The organism is Streptomyces sp. NBC_00433 (assembly GCA_036015235.1).
GTDB lineage: Bacteria > Actinomycetota > Actinomycetes > Streptomycetales > Streptomycetaceae > Actinacidiphila.
This window is the reverse complement of sequence record CP107926.1, coordinates 7,278,807-7,300,889: the sequence shown is the minus strand read 5'-3', so window position 1 is coordinate 7,300,889 and position 22,083 is coordinate 7,278,807. Positions and strand designations below refer to the sequence as shown.

Below are 22,083 nucleotides of genomic sequence, written 5' to 3'. Positions count from 1 at the left end.
GTATGAGCATCGACTGGCACGCCCTCGGCACGGTCCTGGCCGTCACGCTGCTTTCCACCGTCGGCCTGGTCGGCGTCTTCACCCTCGGCGTGGTCGGCCTGGCCCGTCCGGCCGTCGCCGCGCGCGGCGGGGCCTACGCCTGCTTCGCCGCCTGCGCGGCGGCCATCGCCTGGGGCATCTGGCTGATCGTCGCCAAGTAGCCCCGGCCCGCGGCGGGGTGTGGACCTCACCACACTCCGTCGACCCAGGTCAAGGGCCGGTTGACGGGCCCACCCGCACGTGGTGGACTGCGGAGGCCATACGGCGGCAGGAGAGGAAGTCCGGTGTGAATCCGGCGCGGTCCCGCCACTGTCACCGGGGAGTGCACTCCCAACCCGTACGTCACGGCCGGTTCACCGGTTGGAAGACCGGGAGTGCGTAGATCCGGGAGCCAGGAGACTCTCACCGCCGGTCACGTCGAACCAGGGCGCGGACCCTGAGTGAGGACTTCTGCCATGCCCGGCGCCACTCCCCGACCTCCCGGTACGTGTTCCTGTACGCCGTCCCCCCGGAGGGTGACGGCGGTCTGAGCTGATGCGTGCCGATCGCGTATACGCGTACGGCGCCGCGCTCGGCTTTCTCGGCGATCTCGTCGCGGGCGACCCGCGCCGCGGCCATCCGGTCGCGGCCTTCGGGCGCGCGGCGGGGGCGCTGGAGCGCCGGATGTGGCGGGACGACCGGTTCAGCGGCGCGGCCTACGCGGCGCTGTGCGCCGGTGCCGTGGTGGGTGCCGCGGCCCTCGCCGGGCGGGCGGTACGGCCCCGCGCCGCGCTGTCGGCCGGGCTGACCGCGGCCTGCACCTGGTCGGTGCTCGGCGGCACCTCGCTGGCCAGGGAGGCACGGGCCGTCGCGGCCGCGCTGGACGCCGGGGACGTCGACGCGGCCAGGGCGAGGCTGCCGCACCTGTGCGGGCGGGACCCGCAGCACCTGGACGCCGACGGGATCGCCAGGGCCGTCGTGGAGTCGGTCGCCGAGAACACCTCGGACGCGGTCGTCGGCGCCCTCGTCTGGGGCGCCCTGGGCGGGCTGCCGGGGCTCGCGGGCTTCCGCGCGGTCAACACGCTCGACGCGATGGTCGGGCACCGCTCGCCGCGCCACCTGCGCTTCGGGTGGGCCGCGGCCCGGCTCGACGACGCCGCCGGCTGGCCCGGCGCCCGCCTCACCGCGACGCTCGCGGCGCTGGCCTCCCCCCACCCGGTGGACGCCCTGCGCACCTGGCGCCGCGACGCCGCCGCCCACCCGAGCCCGAACGCGGGACCCGTCGAGGCCGCCTTCGCCGGCGCCCTCCACCTCCGCCTCGGCGGCACCCTCTCCTACGCCGGCCGCACCGAACACCGCCCCGTCCTCGGCCCCGCCTACCCCGCCCCGACCCCCGCCGACATCCCCCGCGCCATCGCCCTCTCCCGCCGCGTCTCAGCACTGGCGCTGGCGCTGACCGCAACCGCGTCCCTGCTCCCCCGCAGGGCCCTCGGCGGCCGCCTCTTCCCGCCGCGGCCCGCGCGTCCCGCCGGACTCGCGGCAGGCACCGGCCGGCCGCGTACGGCTGAGGTCGCACGGGGGGTGACACCCCCATGCGCGGGCTGATGATCGCCGGTACCGCCTCGGACGCCGGCAAGAGCGTCGTCACCGCCGGGGTGTGCCGCTTCCTGGTGCGCCGGGGCATGCGGGTCGCCCCCTTCAAGGGGCAGAACATGTCGCTCAACTCCTTCGTCACGCGCGACGGCGCCGAGATCGGCCGGGCGCAGGCCATGCAGGCGCAGGCGGCCCGCGTGGAGCCGTCCGCGCTGATGAATCCGGTGCTGCTCAAGCCGGGGAGCGACCGCAGCAGCCAGGTCGTGCTGCTGGGGAAGGCGGTCGGCGAGATGTCGGCCCGCGGCTACCACGGACACGGCGGCAGGCAGGGCGAGTTGCTGGACGTGGTCGTGGACTGCCTGGCGGAGCTGGGGCGTTCGTACGACGCGGTGATCTGCGAGGGCGCGGGCAGCCCCGCCGAGATCAACCTGCGCCGTACGGACATCGTCAACATGGGCCTCGCGCGCCGCGCGAACATCCCCGCCCTCGTCGTGGGCGACATCGACCGCGGCGGCGTCTTCGCCTCCTTCTTCGGCACGACCGCGCTGCTCGCGCCCGAGGACCAGGCGCTGATCGCGGGCTACGTGGTGAACAAATTCCGCGGCGACGTCACCCTGCTCGAACCGGGCCTCGACATGCTGCGCCGGCTCACCGGCCGGCCCACCCTGGGCGTGCTGCCGTACGCCCGCGGCCTCGGCATCGACGAGGAGGACGGCCTGCGCGTACGGGAGTCGGAGGCGGGGCGGCCGTACGGCGAGGACGTGCTGCGGGTCGCCGTCGTCGCGCTGCCGCTGATGTCGAACTTCACCGACCTGGACGCCCTCGCCGCGGAGCCCGGTGTCGCCGTCCGCTTCACCGACCGCCCCGAGGACGTCGCGGACGCCGACCTGGTGGTGCTGCCCGGCACCCGCGGCACGGTCAGGGCGCTGGAGTGGCTGCGGGTCCGCGGCCTGGCGGCCGCGGTGGGGCGCCGGGCGGCGGAAGGGCGCCCGGTGCTCGGCATCTGCGGCGGCTTCCAGATCCTGGCCGAGCACATCGAGGACGACGTCGAGTCGAAGGCCGGCCAGGTCCCCGGCCTCGGCCTGCTGCCCGCCCGTATCCGCTTCGCCGCCGCCAAGACCCTGGCGCGGCCCGCGGGTCGGGCCTACGGCGAGCCGGTCGAGGGCTACGAGATCCACCACGGGGTCGCCGAAGTGCTGGGCGGGGACGAGGACTTCCTCGACGGCTGCCGGGTCGGCGCGGTGTGGGGCACCCACTGGCACGGCTCGCTGGAGAGCGACGGCTTCCGCCGCGCCTTCCTGCGCCGGGTCGCCGCCGCCGCGGGCCGCCGCTTCGTCCCGGCGCCCGGCACCGACTTCGGCGCGCTGCGCGAAGCGCAGCTCGACCGGCTCGGCGACCTGGTCGAAGAGCACCTGGACACCGCCGCGCTGCTGCGGCTCATCGAGGACGGCGCACCCGCCGGACTCCCCTTCGTCCCACCGGGGGCACCATGACCACCGTTCTGCTGCTGTCCACCGCCGACACCGACCTGCTGGCCGCCCGCGCCGCGGCGGCCGCGCACCCGGACGGGGCCGCCTACCGCCTCGGCAACCCGTCGCGGGTGGACCCGCAGGCCGACCTGCCGGGGCTGCTGGCGGGCGCCGACCTGGCCGTGGTGCGGCTGCTGGGCGGGCGCCGGGCGTGGGAGGAGGGCCTGGCGGTGATCGCCGCGTCCGGGGTGCCGTCGGTGCTGCTGGGCGGCGAGAGCGTCCCGGACGCCGAGCTGATGGCGCTGTCGACGGCCCCGGCGGGCGTGGTCGCCGAGGCGCTGCGCTACCTGGTGGAGGGCGGCCCGGCCAATCTCGCCGAGCTGGCGCGCTTCCTGTCCGACACGGTGCTGATGAGCGGCGAGGGCTTCGAAGCGCCAAGCGCCATGCCGCAGTTCGGGGTGCACGGCGCCTACCCGTACGAGCCCGGCCGCCCCACGGTCGCGGTGCTCTTCTACCGGGCGCACGAACTGTCGGGCAACACCGCCTTCGTGGACACCCTGTGCGCCGCGGTCGAGGCGCGCGCCGCCAACGCGCTGCCGATCTACTGCGGTTCGCTGCGGGGCGCAGCCGAGATGCAGCGGAGGGTGGAGGTCGCGAGCGAGGAACCAGGGAGCGGCACCCGCCCGCAGCGGAGTCGAGGCGGAGCGCCCGCGGCAGAAGGCGGGTCCGCGGACGCCGGCTTCTACGACCTGCTGGGCCGCGCCGACGTGATCGTGGCGACGGTGCTGGCCTCCGGCGGCACCGTCGCGGCCGACGCGTCGGCGGGCGGCGCCGACGAGGCGTGGGATGTGGGCGCGCTCGCCGAACTCGACGTGCCCGTCTTGCAGGGGCTGTGCCTGACGTCGTCGCGCAAGGCGTGGCAGGAGTCCGACGCGGCGCTGTCGCCGATGGACGCGGCGATGCAGGTGGCGATCCCCGAGTTCGACGGGCGGCTGATCACCGTGCCGTTCTCGTTCAAGGAGACCGGTGAGGGCGATGTGCCGGTCTATGTCGCGGACCCGGAGCGTGCCGCCCGTATCGCGGGCATCGCGGTCCGGCACGCGGCCCTGCGCCACAAGCGACACGCCGACAAGCGCCTGGCGCTGGTCTTCACCGCCTACCCGACCAAGCACTCGCGGGTCGGCAATGCGGTGGGCCTGGACACACCCGCCTCGGCCGTACGGCTGCTCGAAGCCCTGCGGGACGCGGGCTACGAGACGGGTGAACACCCGGCCGGCGGGGACGAGTTGATCCACCGGCTGATCGCGGCGGGCGGCCACGACGTGGAGTGGCTGACCGAGGAGCAGCTCGCCGCGGCCCCGGCCCGGGTGCCGCTGGCCGACTACCAGCGGTGGTTCGCGACGCTGGACGAGGACCTGCGGGCCGGGATGCTGCGGCACTGGGGCGAGCCGCCGGGCTCGCTCTACGTGGACGGCGACGACATCGTGCTGGCGTCGCTGCGGTTCGGCAATGTGGTCGTGCTGATCCAGCCGCCGCGCGGCTTCGGCGAGAACCCGATCGCCATCTACCACGACCCCGACATGCCGCCCTCGCACCACTACATGGCCGCCTACCGCTGGCTGGAGCACACCTTCGGCGCCGACGCGATCGTGCACCTGGGCAAACACGGCACGATGGAATGGCTGCCGGGCAAGGGCCTCGGGCTGTCCGCGGGCTGTGCGCCCGACGCCGTGCTCGGCGAACTGCCGCTGGTCTACCCCTTCATCGTCAACGACCCCGGCGAGGGCACCCAGGCCAAGCGGCGCGGCCACGCCACCGTCGTGGACCACCTGGTGCCGCCGATGGCCCGTGCCGACTCCTACGGCGACCTCGCCAAGCTCGAACAGCTCCTGGACGAATACGCCCTCGTCAACGATCTCGACCCGGCGAAGGCGCCCGCGATCCGCAGCCAGATCTGGGAACTGGTGCGGACCGCGGAGCTGCACCACGACCTGCACGTCGAGGAGCAGCCGGACGACGGCGACTTCAACGACTTCGTGCTGCACGTCGACGGCTGGCTGTGCGAGATCAAGGACGTCCAGATCCGCGACGGCCTGCACATCCTGGGCGGCGGCCCGGTCGGCGAGGCGCGGGTCAACCTGGTGCTCGCGGTGCTCAGGTCGGCGCAGATCTGGGGCGGCGCCGGTGACGCGCTGCCCGGCCTGCGGGCGGCCCTGGCCGAGCATTTCGGCCTGGTCGAGAAGGACCTGCTGGCCGTCCCCGGCGCACCCGCCGCCGTACCGGCCGAGCTGACCGCCCTCGTGGACGGCCCGGCACGCACCGCCTCCGACGCGGTCGACCTGCTGGAGCAACTGGCCAGGCGGCTGGCGGAATTCATGGAGCTGCGCGACTGGGCTCCGGGCGCGGCGGCCGAGGCCGTACGGGACGTGCTCGGCGGCGCCGACGTGGCCGCGGCCGTAGAGGTGCTGGACTTCGCCGCGGCCGAGGTCGTCCCCCGGCTGGCCCGCACCACCGACGAGATCGACCACATCCTGCGCGCCCTGCGCGGCGGCTACGTCCCCGCCGGCCCCTCGGGGTCCCCCACCCGCGGCCTGGTCAACGTGCTCCCCACCGGCCGCAACTTCTACTCCGTCGACCCCAAGGCCATCCCGTCCCGGCTGTCCTGGGACGTCGGCACCGCGCTCGCCGACTCCCTGCTCGCCCGGCACCTCGCCGACAACGGCAGCTACCCGGCATCGGTCGGCCTGACCGTGTGGGGCACCTCGTGCATGCGCACCCAGGGCGACGACATCGCCGAGATCCTGGCGCTGCTGGGCTGCCGCCCGGTGTGGGACGACGCCTCCCGCCGCGTCACCGGCTTCGAGATCGTCCCCGCCGCCGAACTGGGCCGCCCCCGCATCGACGTCACCGTCCGCATCTCCGGCTTCTTCCGCGACGCCTTCCCGCACGTCGTCGCCCTCATCGACGACGCGGTGCGGGCGGTCGCCGAACTCGACGAGCCCGCCGACGCCAACTACGTGCGCGCGCACGCCGACCAGGACACCGCCCTGCACGGCGACCGCCGCCGGGCCACCGCCCGCATCTTCGGCTCCAAGCCGGGCGCCTACGGCGCGGGGCTGCTCCCGCTGATCGACGCCCGCAACTGGCGCTCCGACGCGGACCTCGCCGAGGTCTACGCGGTATGGGGCGGCTACGCGTACGGCCGCGGCCTCGACGGCCGCCCCGCGCGCGGCGACATGGAGGCCGCCTTCCGCCGCATCCAGGTGGCGGCGAAGAACGTCGACACCCGGGAGCACGACCTCGTCGACGCGGACGACTACTTCCAATACCACGGCGGCATGGTCGCGATGGTCCGCCACCTCACCGGCACCTCCCCGTCCGCCTACGTCGGCGACAGCGCCCTGACCGACCAGGTGCGGACCCGCACGCTGGGCGAGGAGACCCACCGCGTCTTCCGGGCGCGCGTCGTCAACCCGCGCTGGATGGCGGCGATGCGGCGGCACGGATACAAGGGGGCCTTCGAGATGGCCGCCACCGTCGACTACCTGTTCGGCTACGACGCCACGGCCGGGGTCGTGGACGACTGGATGTACGAGCGGCTGGCCTCGGAGTACGTCTTCGACGCGGAGAACTCCGAATTCATGCGGAAGTCCAATCCCTGGGCGCTGAGGGGGATTTCCGAGCGGCTGCTCGAAGCGGCGGATCGGGGCCTGTGGGCGGCCCCCGATCCCCTGACGCTCGCCCGTCTGCGCGACACCTATCTCGCCCTTGAGGGCGACCTGGAGGGCGAGTCATGACCCCACCCCCCTGGGGCTCCGCCCCAGACCCCGGGGCCGAGCACTTCCGGCCCGTCCGGCAGTTGAGGACGCACCGGCAAGTGGACGCGGGGGCCAGACAAAACCAGCCCGTCCGGCGATTGAGGACGCGTACAGAGGGGGACATGTGAGCACGCCCTACCCGTTCAGCGCCCTGGTCGGGCAGGAAGATTTGCGCCTGGCACTGGTGCTCAACGCCGTCTCCCCGGCAGTGGGCGGCGTGCTCGTCAGGGGCGAGAAGGGCACCGCCAAGTCGACCGCCGTCCGGGCGGTGGCCGCCCTCCTCCCGGGCGTACGCGTCATCCCCGGGTGCAGGTTCTCCTGCGAGCCCGGGTCCGCCGACCCGCAGTGCCCCGACGGCCCCCACCCGGAGGGGACTGGCGGGGAGCGCCCCGCGAGGCTCGTGGAGCTGCCCGTCGGCGCCTCCGAGGACCGCCTGGTCGGGGCGCTCGACATCGAGCGCGCCCTCGCCGAGGGCGTGAAGTCCTTCGAGCCCGGCCTGCTCGCGGCAGCGCACCGCGGCGTGCTGTACGTGGACGAGGTCAACCTCCTGCACGACCACCTCGTCGACCTGCTGCTGGACGCGGCCGCGATGGGCGCGAGCTACGTCGAGCGCGAGGGCGTCTCCGTACGGCACGCGGCCCGTTTCCTGCTGGTCGGCACGATGAACCCGGAAGAGGGCGAGCTGCGGCCGCAGTTGCTCGACCGCTTCGGGCTGACCGTCGAGGTCGCGGCGTCCCGCGAGACGGACGAGCGCGTCGAGGTGGTGCGGCGGCGGCTGGCCTACGACGCCGACCCGGCGGGCTTCGCGGCGCGTTGGGCGCCGCAGGAGGAGCAGGTGCGGACGCGTATCGTCACCGCCCGCGCGCTGCTGCCCGAGGTGCGGCTCGGCGACGCCGCCCTGCGGCAGATCGCGGCGACCTGCGCGGCCTTCGAGGTCGACGGCATGCGGGCCGACATCGTGATGGCCCGTACCGCGACGGCGCTGGCCGCGTGGGCGGGCCGCACGGTGGTGCTGGCCGAGGACGTACGGCAGGCGGCGCTGCTGGCGCTGCCGCACCGGCGGCGCCGCAATCCCTTCGACGCGCCGGGACTCGACGAGGACAAGCTCGACGAGACGCTGGCGCGGGCCAAGGCGGAGTCCGGCGGCGACGACGAGGACCCCGACCCGGACGGGGGGCCGGACGGCGGCCCGGACGGCGGCGGTGAGCAGCCGCCGCAGCCCCAGGACGGGCCGGGCCACGACACCGCGCCGCCGACACCTGCGGAGCCGGAGTCGGAGGGGGACCCGACGGGGGCGGAGGCCCCGACGCCTTCCGCCGGCGCGGACGCCCCCTCCGGCGGCCCGCAGCGGGAGCAGCCCGTGGCACCCGCCGCCGAACCGTTCAAGGCGCGGACGCTGACCGTGCCGGGGCTCGGCGAGGGCGCGGCGGGGCGGCGTTCGCGGGCGCGGACCGCGCAGGGGCGTACGACCGGGGCCCGGCGGCCCGACGGCGGCGCCCTCGGGAAGCTGCACCTGGCGGCGACGGTGCGGGCGGCGGCCCCGTATCAGCGGGCAAGGGGCCGCAGCGGACCCGGACTTGTTCTGCGCAGGGACGACCTCCGGCAGGCGGTGCGGGAGGGCCGTGAGGGCAATCTGGTGCTCTTCGTGGTCGACGCGTCCGGCTCGATGGCCGCCAGGCAGCGGATGTCGGCGGTGAAGGGGGCGGTCCTGTCGCTGCTGCTGGACGCCTACCAGCGGCGCGACAAGGTCGGCCTGGTCACTTTCCGCGGCACCGGCGCGGAGTTGGCGCTGCCGCCGACGTCGTCGGTGGACGCGGGGGCGGCGCGGCTGGAGACGCTGCCGACCGGGGGCCGTACGCCGCTTGCCGCGGGCCTGCTCAAGGCGCACGAGGTGCTGCGGATCGAGCGGCTGCGCGACCCGTCGCGGCGCCCGCTGCTGGTCGTGGTGACCGACGGGCGGGCCACCGGCGGCCCGGAACCCGTGGCGCTGGGCGCCCGCGCGGCCCGCCTGCTGGCCGCCTCGGGCACGGCCGCGGTGGTCGTGGACTGCGAGTCGGGGCCGGTACGCCTCGGCCTCGCGGGCGCGCTCGCCGCCGACCTGGCCGGGGTCGCCGTCACGCTCGACGAACTGCGGGCCGACACGGTCTCCGCACTGGTCAAGGACATCAGGAGGGCCGCGTAATGCCGCAGGGACAGCCGGAAGTGGTGCCCGACGACGGTCTGACGACCCGGCAGCGCCGCAACCGGCCGCTGACGATCGTGCACACCGGCATCGGCAAGGGGAAGTCGACGGCCGCCTTCGGCCTCGCGCTGCGGGCGTGGAATCAGGGCTGGCCGGTCGGGGTGTTCCAGTTCGTGAAGTCCGCCAAGTGGAAGGTCGGCGAGGAGCGGGCGCTGCGGGTGCTCGGCGACTCCGGCGAGGGCGGCACGGTGGCCTGGCACAAGATGGGCGAGGGCTGGTCGTGGGTGCAGCGCTCGCCGGAGAGCAGCGAGGAGGCCGCCGTCGAGGGCTGGCAGCAGGTCAAGCGCGACCTGGCGGCGGAGACCTACCGGCTGTACGTGCTGGACGAGTTCGCCTACCCGATGCATTGGGGCTGGGTCGACACCGACGAGGTCGTGTCGGTGCTGCGGGACCGCCCCGGTGTCCAGCATGTCGTGATCACCGGTCGCAACGCGCCGCCCGCGCTGGTCGACGCCGCCGACCTGGTCACCGACATGTCGAAGGTCAAGCACCCCATGGACACCGGCCAGAAGGGGCAGAGGGGCATCGAGTGGTAGACCGGACGGCAGCCCGCCTCGTCATCGCCGCGCCCTCCTCCGGCAGCGGCAAGACCACCGTCGCGACCGGCCTGATGGCCGCCTTCACCGACGCGGGCCTCGCCGTGTCCCCGCACAAGGTCGGCCCCGACTACATCGACCCCGGCTACCACGCCCTCGCCACCGGTCGCCCCGGCCGCAACCTCGACCCGTACCTGTGCGGCCCGGAGCGCGTCGCCCCGCTCTTCCTGCACGGCTCCGCGGGCTGCGACCTCGCCGTCGTGGAAGGCGTGATGGGCCTCTTCGACGGCGCCACCGGCCACGGCGAACTCGCCTCCACCGCCCAGGTCGCCACGATCCTGCGGGCGCCGGTGGTGCTGGTCGTCGACGCGTCCGCGCAGGCGCGGTCGGTGGCCGCGCTCGTCCACGGCTTCGCGTCCTTCGACCCGCTGCTGCGGCTGGGGGCGGTCGTCCTCAACAAGGTCGCCTCCGCGCGGCACGAGCGCGTCCTGCGCGACGCGCTCGAAGAGGTGGGCGTCCCCTGCCTGGGCGCGCTCGGCCGCCGGGACGACCTGGTGGTGCCCTCCCGGCACCTCGGCCTCGTCCCCGCCGCCGAACGCGCCGCCGCCGCCCGCCACTTCGTCCGCTCCGCCGCCGCCCGCGTCCGCGACGCCTGCGACCTCCCCGCCCTCCTGGCCCTTTCCCACACGGCCCCACCCCTCCCGGACACCCCCTGGAGCCCGGAAGCGGAGGTGGAGGCGGAGCGTTTCCAGCCCGTCCGGCGTTCGGGGACCGGGGTCCGGGGCGGAGCCCCGGTTTCGGGAAGGGGCGGGTCAGGGGAGAAAGCCCGCCGCAGGCGCCCCGTGATCGCCGTCGCCACCGGCCCCGCCTTCACCTTCCACTACGCCGAGCAGGCGGAACTGCTCACCGCCGCGGGGGCGGAGGTCACCCCCTTCGACCCGCTCACCGCGGAATCCCTCCCCACCGGCGCCCAGGGCCTCATCCTGGGCGGCGGCTTCCCCGAACTCCACGCGGAGCAGCTCTCCGCCAACAAGGCCCTCCGCCAGGAGATCGCGGGCCTCGGGGCCCCGGTCGCAGCGGAATGCGCGGGCCTGCTCTACCTCTCCCGCACCCTCGACGGCCGGTCGATGTGCGGCCGGCTGCCGGTCGAGGCGAGGATGACCGGCCGCCTCACCCTGGGCTACCGCGAGGCCGTCGCGCTGGCGGACAGCCCGCTGGCGGCGCAGGGCACCCGTCTGCGCGGGCACGAATTCCACCGTACGGAGGTGGACCCGCCGCGGGGTGCCGCCGCCGCGTGGGGCTTCACGCAGCCCGAGCGCCGCACCGAGGGCTTCGTGGACGGGAATGTGCACGCCTCGTATCTGCATCTGCACTGGGCCGCCGAGCCGTCGCTGGCGACCCGTTTCGTCGAGAGGTGTGCCGCATGGACCTGCGACTGACCGGGGTCGGGGTCGGCCCCGGCGATCCCGAGCTGGTGACGGTGAAGGGCGTCAACGCGCTGCGCGCGGCGGGCGCCGTGGTGGTGCCGGTGATGGACACCGGCGAGGTCGGGCGGGCCGAGGCGACGGTGCGGCACTACGTGGCCGCGGACCGCGTCGTCCGGGTGGTCTTCGCGCTGAACGAGCGCTCCGACCGGGCCCGTCGCGAGGCCGCGTGGGACGCGGCGGGTGCGCGGGTGGCCGAACTGCTGCGGGAGCACGGGGCGGTGGCCTTCGCGACGATCGGGGACCCGAATGTGTATTCGACGTTCACGTATCTCGCGCACACCATCGTCGAGTCGCTGCCGGGGGTGGCGGTCGCCACGGTGCCGGGCATCACCGCGATGCAGGATCTGGCGGCCCGCAGCGGGGCCGTACTGACCGAGGGCACCGAGCCGTTGACGCTGGTGCCGGTGACCGCGGGGGCCGCGGTGCTCAAGGCGGCGCTCGAAGGACCCGGCACCGTCGTGGCGTACAAATTCGGCCGGCTCGCGGCCGAGGTCGCCGCCGCGCTGGCGGCGACCGGCAGGACCGAGGGCGCGGTGTGGGGCAGCGCGCTGGGGCTGCCCGAGGAGTCGATCCGCCCGGCGGCGGAGCTGCTCGACGGCCCGCTGCCGTATCTGTCGACGCTGATCGCGCCCGCGCGGCGGGACGGCAGGGGAGGAAAACTGTGAGCGACCCGCGTGGGAACGCCAAGGTCACCATCGTGGGCGCGGGGCCCGGCGCGGCCGATCTGCTCACCTTCCGGGCGGCGAAGGCCATCGCCGAGGCGGACATCGTCATCTGGGCGGCAAGTCTGGTGCAGGCGGCGGTCCTTGAGCACGCCAGGCCCGACGCGGAGATCCTCGACTCGGCGGCGATGTCGCTGGAGGACGTCGTCGCGGTCTACGAGCGAGCGCGGCGCGAGGACTTGCGGTGCGCGCGGATCCACTCGGGCGACCCGGCACTGTGGGGCGGTACGCAGGAACAGGTCGACCGGTGCGCCGAGTTGGGCGTCGAGGTGGAGATCGTGCCCGGGGTGTCGTCGTTCTCGGCGGTGGCGGCGGCGGCCGGGCGGGAGTTGACGATTCCCGAGGTCGCCCAGTCGGTGGTGCTGACCCGGCTGGGCGGCGGGAAGACCCCGATGCCGCCGGGCGAGGAGGTGCGGGAATTCGCCCGGCACGGCACGACGATGGCGGTCTTCCTGTCCGCCGCCAGGTCCGGGCAGCTCGCCGCCGAGCTGCTGGAGGGCGGCTATCCGACGGACACGCCGGTCATCGTCGCCCACCAGGTCAGCTGGCCCGAGGAATTGCTGCTGCACTGCACCATCGCGACGCTGGAGGAGACGGTCAAGGCGCACCGCCTGTGGAAGCACACGCTCTTCCTGGTCGGGCCCGCGCTGTCCGCGTCGGGGACGCGGTCGCACCTCTACCACCCGGGGCACTTCCACGGTTTCCGGCGGGCCGACCCCGCCGCGCGGCGCGCCCTGCGCGAGTCCCGTGGGTGACGCGGTGATCACCGTCCTCGGCACGGGAACGGGCGGGCCGCCACCGGTGGTCGGTGCCGCCGACCTGGTGGTCGGTGCGGCCCGGCATCTCGGCGCGGCCGAAATGCCGTACGGCGTGCGGCAGTTGGTCCTCGGGCCGCTGGCGCCCGCGCTCGACGAGATCGGCGCGTGCGCGGCCGCCGGCGGCCGGGTGGTGGTGCTGGCCTCCGGCGACCCCGGCTTCTTCGGGATCGTACGGGCGCTGGGCGCGCGGTTCGGCGCGGCGGCGCTCGACGTACGGCCGTCGGCGCCGTCCGTCGCGGTCGCCTTCGCCCGGACCGGGCTGAGCTGGGACGACGCCGTCGTGGTCAGCGCGCACGGGCGGGATCTGCGGGCCGCGGTGAACGTCTGCCGCGCCGCCCCGAAAGCGGCCGTCCTGACCGGACCCGGCGCCGGTCCCGCGGAATTGGGCGCGGCCCTGGCCCGTAGCGGACTGTCCCGCACGCTGGTCGTCGCCACCGGGCTCGGCTCCCCCGGGGAGAGGGTGGTCTCCGTCTCCCCGGAAGAGGCCGCGGGGCGGGACTGGGGCGAGGCGGTCGGCGTCGTGCTGTGCCTGCGGCCCGGCGCCTCGGTGGCGTCCGCCGCCGGTACGGTCGCCGGTCCGCGTACGGCGCCGGCCGGTTGGGCGCTGCCCGAGGCGGACTTCGCGCACCGGGACTCCATGGTCACGAAATTCGAGGTGCGGGCCCTGGCGCTGGCGCGGCTCGGACCGCGTACGGGTGAGCTGGTCTGGGACATCGGGGCCGGGTCCGGGTCGGTGGCCGTCGAATGCGCGCGGTTCGGGGCGGCCGTCGTCGCCGTCGACAAGTCCGCGGACGCGGTGGCCCGGGTGCGGGCCAATGCCGCGGCCCACGGGGTGGACGTCGAGGCGGTGGTCGGCCGCGCGCCCGGCGTGCTCGGGCAACTGCCGGACCCCGACGCCGTCTTCGTCGGCGGCGGCGGCTCGGACGTGGCGGACGTCGTGGCCGCGTGCGCGCTGCGCGCGCGGCGGGCCGTCGTCGTGACGCTCGCCGCGGTCGACCGGGTCGGCGCCGTCCGCGCCGCCCTCGGGGCGGCGGGGCTCACGGCGGACGGCGTCCTCCTGCAGTCCTCCCGGCTCGCCCCGCTGCCCGGCGACGTCACACGGCTCGCCGCGGCCAACCCCGTCTTCGTCCTGTGGGCCACCCGGCCCGCCGCCCCCCGTACCGAAGGAGCACCCGCGTGATCGGCCTCATCTCCACCACGGCTGCGGGCAGGACCGGCTGCGACCGGCTCGCCGCCGCATGGCCGGACCGCACCCGCCACTACGGCGGCGCCCCCGTCCGCGACCTCCTCCGCACCGCCTTCACCGAGTGCGACCAGCTGGTCGTCTTCCTCGCCACCGGCGCCGCCGTCCGCCTGCTCGCCCCGCTGCTGGTGAGCAAGGCGTCCGACCCGGCCGTCGTGACGGTGGACGAGGCCCACCGCCACGCGATCGCCCTCCTCGGCGGGCACGCCGCCGGGGCCAACGCGCTCGCGCAGGCGGTCTCGACGGTCCTGACGACCGTGCCGGTCATCACCACAGCGACCGACACGACCTCCACTCCCGCCCTGGACGCCCTCCCCTACCCCGCCGAGGGCGCCCTCCCCGCCGTCACCCGCGCCCTCCTGGACGGCACCCCCGTCCACCTCCACGCCGACTCGACCTGGCCTCTCCCCCCACTCCCCCTCGCCCCGCCAGCCCCCGACTCGGCCCCGCCCACTCCGCTTCCCACCGCGGCGGCGGAACGGAGTGCCCCGCACTCCCCTGACGCAGGCGCCCCCCACACCGCCGCAACGGCGGGACGCGACACGACGCAACCCGGCGGTGGCCAGGCCGACTCGGCACCGCCGAACACGACCATCCCGCTTCCCGCCGCGGCGGCGGAACGGAGTGCCCCGCACACCGCCGACGCAGGCGCCCACTCCCGGGCGGGGGAACGCCCGCACCTCACCAGCGCAGGCGCACCCCGCGACCCCGTCGCGGGATACGGGGAGCCGCACGACGGCGAGGACGCCCGCCCCTGGACGGGCGACGACCCCGCCCCCCACACCGCCGCAACGGCGGGACGCGAAGCGACGCAACCCGGTGGTGCCCAACCCAGCCCCGCGGAGGACGGCTCGGCACCGCCGAACACGCCCACTTCGCTTCCCGCCGCGGCGGCGGAATCGGGTGCCCCGCACCTCGCTGGCACAAGCGAACCCCGCGACCCCGCCGCCGCGGCGGAATGGAGCGCTGCGCACTCCGCCGACGCAGGCGCCCACCCCCGGGCGGGGGAACGCCCGCACCTCACGGGCGCACCCCGCGACCCCGTCGCGGAATACGGGGAGCCGCACGACGCCGAGGCAGGCCACCTCCGCCGGGTGGGGGAAGGGTCCTCCTTCGATGTCCGCGCCCGGGACGGGTATTGGGTGTGGGTCACGGATCGGGTCGTGGAGCCCGCGGAGCGCGTCGTGGTGGTGCGGCCGCCGGGGCTGGTCGTGGGGGTCGGGGGGAGTCGGGGGGTGGCCGTGGAGGAAGTGGTGGGGCTGGTCAGGGCGGCGTTGGCGGCGGGCGGGGTCGCCGAGGGGAGTGTGTGGCGGATGGCCACCGTGGACGCCAAGGCGCAGGAGGCGGGGATCGTGGCGGCGGCGGCACGACTGGGGGTGCCGCTCGTGACCTTCGGGGCGGAGGCCCTCGCGGGGGTGAGCGTGCCCAACCCGTCGGCGGCGCCGCTGCGCGCGGTCGGTACGCCGTCGGTCGCCGAGGCCGCGGCGCTGCTTGCGGCCGGCTCGGGGGGCGAACTCGTCGTCGAGAAGCGGAAGTCGGCGATGGCCACCGTCGCGGTGGCGCGGCGCAGGCCGCGTGGGCGGCTGGCGGTGGTGGGGCTCGGGCCCGGGGCCCGGGATCTGCTGACGCCGCGGGCCACCGCGGAATTGCGGCGCGCGTCGGTGGTCGTCGGGCTCGACCAGTACGTGGCGCAGATCCGGGATCTGCTGCTGCCCGGCACCCGGGTGCTGGAGTCGGGGCTGGGCGCCGAGGAGGAGCGGGCGCGCACCGCGGTGGCCGAGGCCCGCGCGGGGCACGCGGTCGCGCTGATCGGCAGCGGCGACGCCGGGGTGTACGCGATGGCCTCGCCGGCCCTCGCGGAGGCCGCGGACGACATCGACGTGGTCGGCGTGCCGGGCGTGACCGCAGCCCTGGCGGCGGCGTCGCTGCTGGGCGCGCCGCTCGGGCACGACCATGTGTCGATCAGCCTGTCGGACCTGCACACCCCGTGGGAGGTGATCGAGCGGCGGGTGCGGGCGGCGGCCGAGGCGGACCTGGTGGTGACCTTCTACAACCCGCGCAGCCGCGGCAGGCACTGGCAGTTGCCCAAGGCGCTGGCCCTGCTGGCGGAGCACCGCGACCCGGGCACACCCGTCGGTGTCGTACGGGCCGCGTCCCGGCCGGACGAGGAGGTCACCGTCACCACGCTCGCGGACGTGGACCCGTCCACCGTCGACATGGTGTCGGTGGTCACCGTCGGAAATACCGCGTCCCGCGTCGTCGCGGGCCGGATGGTCACCCCGCGCGGCTACCGGTGGCAGGAGGGCGGCGCATGAGCCGCACCGTCCACCCCATCGAGCAGGAGTCCTTCCGCATCCTGCGGTCCCGCCTGGACACCTCGGGGCTCCCCCGCCTGCACCGCGCGGTGCTGGAGCGGGTGATCCACTCGAGTGCGGATCTGGCGTACGCCGACGACCTGGTCGCCGACGAGGCCGAACTGGCCGCCGCACACGCCGCCTTGCACGCGGGCGCCCCGGTCGTCGCCGACGTCGCGATGGTCGCGGCGGGCATCACGGGCCGCCGCGCGGTCTGCCGGCTGGGGGACGCCGTCGCGGGTCCTGGGCTGACCCGCAGCGCGCACGCGGTGCGGCTGGCGTACGAGCAGGTGGGTCCCGGCGCGCTGTGGGTGATCGGCTGCGCGCCGACCGCGCTGGAGGAACTGCTCGTGCTGGACGCGGCGCCGGCGCTGGTGATCGGCCTGCCGGTCGGTTTCGTGGGTGCCGCGGAGAGCAAGGCGCACCTGCGGGCCTCGGGGCTGCCCTCGGTCAGCAACATCTCGGAGAAGGGCGGCTCCGCGGTGGCCGCCGCCGCGCTCAACGCGCTGCTCTACACCCCCGCCGCCGTACAAGATCCCAAGGAGAACGTCCTGTGACACCCCCCGCACTCCTCCTCGTCGGCCATGGCACCCGCGATGCGGCCGGTGCGGCCGCCTTCCGCGACTTCGTGGCGCAACTGGGCGACGCGAACCCGGAGTTGGCGGTCGGCGGCGGCTTCATCGAGTTGTCGCCGCCGCCGTTGGCGGACTCGGTCGCGGCGATGGCCGGCGCGGGCGTGCGGCACTTCGCCGCGGTGCCGCTGGTGCTGGTCTCCGCCGGACACGCGAAGGGCGACATACCGGCGGCGCTGGCCCGGGAGGAGCGGCGCCATCCGGGCACGTCGTTCGCCTACGGGCGCCCGCTGGGGCCGCATCCGGGGCTGCTCTCGGTGCTGGAGCGGCGGGTGGACGAGGCCCTCGCGGGGGCGGACCGGGCGGGCGCGACGGTGCTGCTGGTCGGTCGCGGTTCGACCGATCCGGACGCCAATGCCGAGGTCTTCAAGGCGGCCAGGCTGCTGTGGGAGGGCCGCGGCTACGCGGGGGTGGAGACCGCTTTCGTGTCGCTGGCCGAGCCGTCGGTCGCCGCGGGCCTGGAGCGCTGCCGGCGGCTGGGCGCGCGGACGGTCGTGGTGCTGCCGTACTTCCTCTTCAGCGGGGTGCTGCCGGACCGGGTGCGGGAGCAGGCCGCGGGGTGGGCGGCCGGGCAGGACGGCGTCGAGGTGCGGTGCGCGGAGGTGATCGGCGCGGCGCCCGAGCTGGCGCAGCTGGTGATGGAGCGCTACCGCGAGGCGGTGGGCGGCGACCTGCGGATGAACTGCGACAGCTGCGTCTACCGGGTGCGGATGCCCGGTTTCGAGGACCGGGTGGGCCTGCCGCAGCAGCCGCACCACCACCCGGACGACCCGTCCCACGCGCACGGCGGCCACGGGCACCCCCATGCTCACACCCACTGAGCGCGGCACACCGGCCGCCGCGGACGGCTACGACCTGGCGCACCACGGTGACGCGGAGGTCGGCGGCGGCCTGGTGGACCTGGCGGTCAACGTGCGTACGGGCACGCCGCCTTCGTGGCTGGCCGAGCGGATCGCCGCCTCGCTGACGGGACTTGCCGCCTACCCGGACGGGCGGGCCGCCCGGCGGGCGGTGGCGCTGCGGCACGGCAGGGCGGACGAGCGGGAGGTGCTGCTGACGGCGGGCGCGGCGGAGGCCTTCGTCCTGCTGGCCAGGGCGCTGCGGCCGCGGCACGCGGTGGTGGTGCACCCGCAGTTCACCGAGCCGGAGGCGGCGCTGCGGGCCGCGGGCCACGACGTGGAACGGGTGCTGCTGGCGGCGGCGGACGGCTTCCGGCTCGACCCGGCGGCGGTGCCGCGGGACGCCGACCTGGTGGTGCTCGGCAATCCGACGAATCCGACGTCGGTGCTGCATCCGGCGGCGCTCGTGCGGGAGTTGGCGCGGGCCGGGCGGACGCTGGTGGTGGACGAGGCCTTCATGGACGCGGTGCCGGGCGAGCCGGAGTCGCTGGCGGCGGCCCGGGACGTACCGGGACTGCTGGTGCTGCGCAGCCTCACCAAGACCTGGGGGCTCGCCGGGCTGCGGATCGGCTATGTCCTCGGCGCCCGGGAGCAGGTCGCGGCGCTGGAGCGCGCGCAGCCGCTGTGGGCGGTCTCGACGCCCGCGCTCGCGGCGGCCCGCGCGTGCGTGGGCGCGGACGCGCTCGCGGAGGCGGCCGCGGCGGCGGTGGAGGTGGCGGCCGACCGGGACTACCTGCTGTCCCGGCTGCGGGACTTCCCCGCGGTGGAGGTCGCGGGCGACGCGCCCGCCGCGCCCTTCGTGCTGCTGCGGTTGCCGGGCGCGGCGCAGGTCAGGAAGCGGCTGCGGGCGTTGGGCTACGCGGTGCGCAGGGCCGACACCTTCCCCGGTCTGGGTCCCGACTGGCTGCGGGTGGCGGTGCGCGACCGCCGTACGGTCGACGGCTTCGCCAGTGCGCTGGCCACCGCTATGGCTGAACCCCCAGCGCGGTGAGGTCGATCCCGCCGATCACCTGCTGCTGGTAGGCGTTGGTGAGCCGGCTGCCGCGGTAGACCAGGTGGCGGGTGTAGACCAGCGGCACCATCACGGAGTCGCGCATCAGGGCGGCGTCCGCGGCCTTCCACTGGTCGGCGGCCTCGGCGGGGTCGGTGAGGGTGTCGGCCTTGCCGGCGATGGCGTTGAGCTCGGAGTCGTCGAGGCCCGCGTAGTTGCTGGGGCTGCCGGGCTGGATGAGGGTGCGCAGGAAGCCGCCGCCGGTGGGCCAGTCGGCCGCCCAGACGGTCAGGGCCATGCCCCAGCCGGCCTGCTTGAGTTTGCTGGGCGAGCCCAGGGTCGCGTAGTAGGTCCCCGTCTCCACCTGCTGGATCTTGACCTTGATGCCGACCGCGGCCAGCGTGTGCTGGACGGCCACCATCGCCTCCACCAGCCGCGGCGAGTTGGCGGGTCCCGCGAGGGTGACGTCGAAGCCGCCCGCCTTTCCGCAGGCGGTCAACTGCTGCTTGGCCAGCGTCGGGTAGGCGGCGCCGTCGTCGTAGCCGAAGGGGTGGGCGTTCGGGTCGTAGCCGTCGACGACCGGCGGCAGCATCGTGCTCGCGATGTCGCCGCCCTCGTACTCCCCGCCGAGCGCGGCCCGTACCTGCGAGCGGTCGACGGCGTATTGGACGGCCGTGCGGCAGGCCTGGTTGTTGAACGGCGGGATGTCCGTCTGCAGGGTCAGATAGCGGGTGGCGCCGGTGTAGACGAGGTCGGACCGGTTCTTCAGCGACGCGTCGTTGAGCACTCTGGCCTCGGCGCCGTCGGACAGCGTCTGCCCGTTGAGGTCCAGGTCGGCGGAGCCGGTCAGCAGCGCGTCCTCGACGGCGTCCTGGCTGTTGTAGACGCGCAGGTCGATCGCGTCGGGAAGGGCGGAGCGGATGGGGTCGGTCGACTGCTTCCACTGGGGATTGCGGATCAGGTGCAGCGAGTTGTTCTCGACGTAGCTGGCGACCCGGTAAGGGCCGCTGCTGAGCGGGTGGTCCTGGAAGTCCTTGCCGTCGTTCTTGTCCGCGGTGCGCGGCACGGGCGCGGCGATGGACATCGCCAGCACGTAGCGGAAGTCGGCGAAGGGCTTGGCGAGGGTGAAGACGATGGTGGACGCGTCGGGGGTGTGGACCGAGCGCAGGCCCAGCTTGTCAGGGTCGGAGTCCTTGTAGGGGCCCGGGTAGTGCTGGCCCTGGTCGAGCAGGTCGACGAAGTAGCTGGGCCCGCTGCCGAAGACCGACCGGTCGAAGGTCCGCTCGATGCCGTATTTGATGTCCTGGGACGTGATGGGGGCGCCGTTCTCGTAGCTGAGACCGGACTTGAGGGTGAAGGTCCAGGTGCGGCCGTCGGAGCTGACGCGGCCGGTGTCGGTGGCGAGGTCGGCCACCAGCTTGCGCCCGCCCGGCCCCGGCACGGGCGCGTAGTCCACCAGCTTGCGCAGGTAGAGGCGTTGCAGATTCCACGACGGCTGGACGTAGGTGCGCGCCGGGTCGAGCATGCCGTCCTCGGCGGAGGACGCGGCCAGTTGCAGCGTGCCGCCCTTCGTGGACGACGGCTTCACCACCCCGTCGAGGCCGCCGTCGTAGCCCGTGCCCTCCTTGCCGCCGTGCAGCTTCAGCGCGGCTTCCTTGACGGCGGTGCCGGTCGGCCGGTGGCTGCCGGTGGGCGAGGTGGGCGACGGGTCGCCGCCGCCCCCGCCCATGGGGACGAAGACGAAGGTCACGGTCGCCGCGACGGCGACCACCGCGAAGCCGGACACCCCCGCGATCCAGCGCCGTCTGGCACGCCGGGCCGGGTCGAACTCCCCGGTGCCGCTGGGCCCGTTGAGCGGCGGCGGGGTGCCGGGGTGGTAAGGCGGCGGCAGCGGCACCTGCGGCTTGAGCGCGTACGCCGGGTGCTCGGCGGGGCCGGACGGCAGCGGTGTGGACTCCGGGGCGGCGCCGAAGGGGTTCGGCGTGCGGGGCGGCGGCGTGGCGGGGGCGGAGGGTGTGGAGGGCGGTGTGGACGCGGCGGGAGGCGTGGCGGGGGCGGGCGGGGTCTGGGCGCCGGGACCGGGCGGGGTGCGCGGGCCGGATGCGGCGGGGAGGGCCGGGAGGCCGCCGCCCGCGCCGAAGGTGGCCCTCGGGTCGGCGCCGCCGCCCAGCGGGCGGGTCGCGCTGTCCTCGCCGGGCGGCACCGCGGGGCCGGCCAGCAGCGCCGAGTGCCCGGAGACGGTCAGCCAGGAGCGCAGCCGGTCGCGGAAGACCGCGGCGTCGAAATGCCGGGCCGCCGGGTCCTTGGCGAGCGCCGTGAGCACCAGCTCGTCCACTTCCCGCGGCACCCGCGGGTTGCGGGCCGACGGGGCGGGCGGCGGGGTGTGGACGTGCCAATACATCAGGTTGAGCGGGTTGCCGTCGGTGAAAGGCGGCCTGCCGGTGAGCAGTTCGGTCAGGACGCAGCCGACCGCGTAGACGTCGCTGCGGGCGTCGACCTCGGCGCCGTTGATCTGCTCGGGCGACATGTAGCTGGGGGTGCCGATCGCGGACCCGGTGGTGGTCAGCCGGGAGTCGCTGGCCAGGACGCGCGCGATACCGAAGTCGGCGACCTTGATGACGCCTTCGCTGGTGACCATCACGTTCGCGGGCTTCACGTCGCGGTGGACGGTGCCGCGGCTGTGCGCGTGGGCGAGCGCGTCGAGGATGTCGCAGGCGATGCGCACCGCCCGCTCCGGCGCGAAGTAGACCGCCTGCCGGGTGAGTTGGGACAGCGTCGCACCGCGGACGTACTCCATGACGAGGTAGGGCACCACCTCGTCGCCGTCGCGGACCTCGTCCTGGTCGTGGACGGTGACGATGCCGGGGTGGTTGAGCGCGCCCGCCGCCTGGGCCTCGCGGGCGAAGCGGCGCCGGGCGTCGGGGTCGCCGGCCAGCTCGGGCAGCAGCGTCTTGACGGCGACGGTCCGGCCCATCCGGGTGTCCCGGGCGCGGTGGACGCGGGCCATGCCTCCGTGGCCGAGCAGCTCGGCCAGTTCGTAGCGTCCCGCGAAAAGCCCGTCCGTCATGCCCCGCCCCGCCTGCCAGTGCGCTCAGCGCCCACCATGTCGTAGCCCCCAGCGCCGAGCTGAGATGGACCTCCGCCAACTCCCCCGGACCGCGGACGAGTTGCTGGTCCCGGGCAAGCCTAGAGGGCGGCGTCCGTGGTACGGCGCCGCCCTGGAGGCTTTCGTTCCCCCCTTGTGACCTTCCCTGTGACCTT

At 75.3% G+C, this 22,083-nt stretch carries 15 protein-coding genes and 1 riboswitch; of the genes, 14 read left to right on the top strand and 1 reads right to left on the bottom strand.

Translation table 11 applies throughout. From position 1 onward, the window contains the following. The first annotated feature begins 2 nt into the window (after positions 1-2). The 14 genes from OG900_31170 (at position 3) to cobC (ending at position 18,822) form a co-directional block, all read left to right on the top strand. Positions 3-200, top strand: coding sequence for a hypothetical protein (locus OG900_31170; protein ID WUH94152.1), 198 nt, complete (start codon positions 3-5; stop codon positions 198-200). Between the two features lie 111 nt (positions 201-311). Then, positions 312-441: riboswitch (cobalamin riboswitch) on the top strand. Between the two features lie 132 nt (positions 442-573). After that, entirely contained in the window at positions 574-1,623 is a 1,050-nt protein-coding gene (locus OG900_31165) for a cobalamin biosynthesis protein (GenBank protein ID WUH94151.1), read from the top strand. After that, positions 1,611-3,104 (top strand): cobyric acid synthase, encoded by a 1,494-nt coding sequence (locus tag OG900_31160; protein WUH94150.1) that lies wholly within the window; start codon positions 1,611-1,613, stop codon positions 3,102-3,104. The genes OG900_31165 and OG900_31160 overlap by 13 nt, the downstream gene beginning before the upstream one ends. Continuing rightward, positions 3,101-6,877: a cobaltochelatase subunit CobN gene (gene cobN / locus OG900_31155; GenBank protein ID WUH94149.1), complete on the top strand. Its 3,777-nt coding sequence runs from the start codon at positions 3,101-3,103 to the stop codon at positions 6,875-6,877. Before OG900_31160 ends, cobN begins: the two co-directional genes overlap by 4 nt. 145 nt (positions 6,878-7,022) lie before the next feature. Next, positions 7,023-9,080 (top strand): putative cobaltochelatase, encoded by a 2,058-nt coding sequence (locus OG900_31150; GenBank protein ID WUH94148.1) that lies wholly within the window; start codon positions 7,023-7,025, stop codon positions 9,078-9,080. Next, entirely contained in the window at positions 9,080-9,676 is a 597-nt protein-coding gene (gene cobO / locus OG900_31145) for a cob(I)yrinic acid a,c-diamide adenosyltransferase (protein WUH94147.1), read from the top strand. The genes OG900_31150 and cobO overlap by 1 nt, the downstream gene beginning before the upstream one ends. Beyond that, entirely contained in the window at positions 9,670-11,115 is a 1,446-nt protein-coding gene (locus tag OG900_31140; protein WUH94146.1) for a cobyrinate a,c-diamide synthase, read from the top strand. Before cobO ends, OG900_31140 begins: the two co-directional genes overlap by 7 nt. Beyond that, positions 11,100-11,828, top strand: coding sequence for a precorrin-2 C(20)-methyltransferase (cobI, locus tag OG900_31135; GenBank protein ID WUH94145.1), 729 nt, complete (start codon positions 11,100-11,102; stop codon positions 11,826-11,828). Before OG900_31140 ends, cobI begins: the two co-directional genes overlap by 16 nt. Next, positions 11,825-12,640, top strand: coding sequence for a precorrin-4 C(11)-methyltransferase (cobM, locus tag OG900_31130; GenBank protein WUH94144.1), 816 nt, complete (start codon positions 11,825-11,827; stop codon positions 12,638-12,640). The genes cobI and cobM overlap by 4 nt, the downstream gene beginning before the upstream one ends. Positions 12,641-12,644: 4 nt before the next feature. Then, positions 12,645-13,883 (top strand): precorrin-6y C5,15-methyltransferase (decarboxylating) subunit CbiE, encoded by a 1,239-nt coding sequence (cbiE, locus tag OG900_31125; GenBank protein ID WUH95995.1) that lies wholly within the window; start codon positions 12,645-12,647, stop codon positions 13,881-13,883. Continuing rightward, a complete protein-coding gene (cobJ, locus tag OG900_31120) occupies positions 13,880-16,261 on the top strand; it encodes a precorrin-3B C(17)-methyltransferase (GenBank protein WUH94143.1) in 2,382 nt (793 codons plus the stop codon). The genes cbiE and cobJ overlap by 4 nt, the downstream gene beginning before the upstream one ends. After that, entirely contained in the window at positions 16,258-16,857 is a 600-nt protein-coding gene (locus OG900_31115; protein WUH94142.1) for a precorrin-8X methylmutase, read from the top strand. Before cobJ ends, OG900_31115 begins: the two co-directional genes overlap by 4 nt. Next, positions 16,854-17,753 carry a sirohydrochlorin chelatase gene (locus OG900_31110; protein ID WUH94141.1) on the top strand — a complete coding sequence of 300 codons (900 nt, stop codon included), beginning with the start codon at positions 16,854-16,856 and terminating at the stop codon, positions 17,751-17,753. The genes OG900_31115 and OG900_31110 overlap by 4 nt, the downstream gene beginning before the upstream one ends. Beyond that, the gene (gene cobC, locus OG900_31105) at positions 17,737-18,822 is read left to right on the top strand and encodes an Rv2231c family pyridoxal phosphate-dependent protein CobC (GenBank protein ID WUH94140.1); all 1,086 of its coding nucleotides are present in this window, start codon (positions 17,737-17,739) and stop codon (positions 18,820-18,822) included. Before OG900_31110 ends, cobC begins: the two co-directional genes overlap by 17 nt. Here the strand turns inward: cobC and OG900_31100 are convergent. Further along, positions 18,797-21,889, bottom strand: coding sequence for an ABC transporter substrate-binding protein (locus OG900_31100; protein ID WUH94139.1), 3,093 nt, complete (start codon positions 21,887-21,889; stop codon positions 18,797-18,799). The two genes, cobC and OG900_31100, sit on opposite strands and share 26 nt — an antisense overlap. Positions 21,890-22,083: the final 194 nt, after the last annotated feature.

Bases quoted from the DNA above. Each gene is read 5' to 3' on its own strand.
- OG900_31100 (WUH94139.1), bottom strand. From the start codon at position 21,889: ATGACGGACGGGCTTTTCGCGGGACGCTACGAACTGGCCGAGCTGCTC.
- cobI (WUH94145.1), top strand. From the start codon at position 11,100: ATGGACCTGCGACTGACCGGGGTCGGGGTCGGCCCCGGCGATCCCGAG.
- OG900_31160 (WUH94150.1), top strand. From the start codon at position 1,611: ATGCGCGGGCTGATGATCGCCGGTACCGCCTCGGACGCCGGCAAGAGC.
- cobN (WUH94149.1), top strand. From the start codon at position 3,101: ATGACCACCGTTCTGCTGCTGTCCACCGCCGACACCGACCTGCTGGCC.
- cobC (WUH94140.1), top strand. From the start codon at position 17,737: ATGCTCACACCCACTGAGCGCGGCACACCGGCCGCCGCGGACGGCTAC.
- OG900_31165 (WUH94151.1), top strand. From the start codon at position 574: ATGCGTGCCGATCGCGTATACGCGTACGGCGCCGCGCTCGGCTTTCTC.
- cobO (WUH94147.1), top strand. From the start codon at position 9,080: ATGCCGCAGGGACAGCCGGAAGTGGTGCCCGACGACGGTCTGACGACC.
- OG900_31115 (WUH94142.1), top strand. From the start codon at position 16,258: ATGAGCCGCACCGTCCACCCCATCGAGCAGGAGTCCTTCCGCATCCTG.
- OG900_31170 (WUH94152.1), top strand. From the start codon at position 3: ATGAGCATCGACTGGCACGCCCTCGGCACGGTCCTGGCCGTCACGCTG.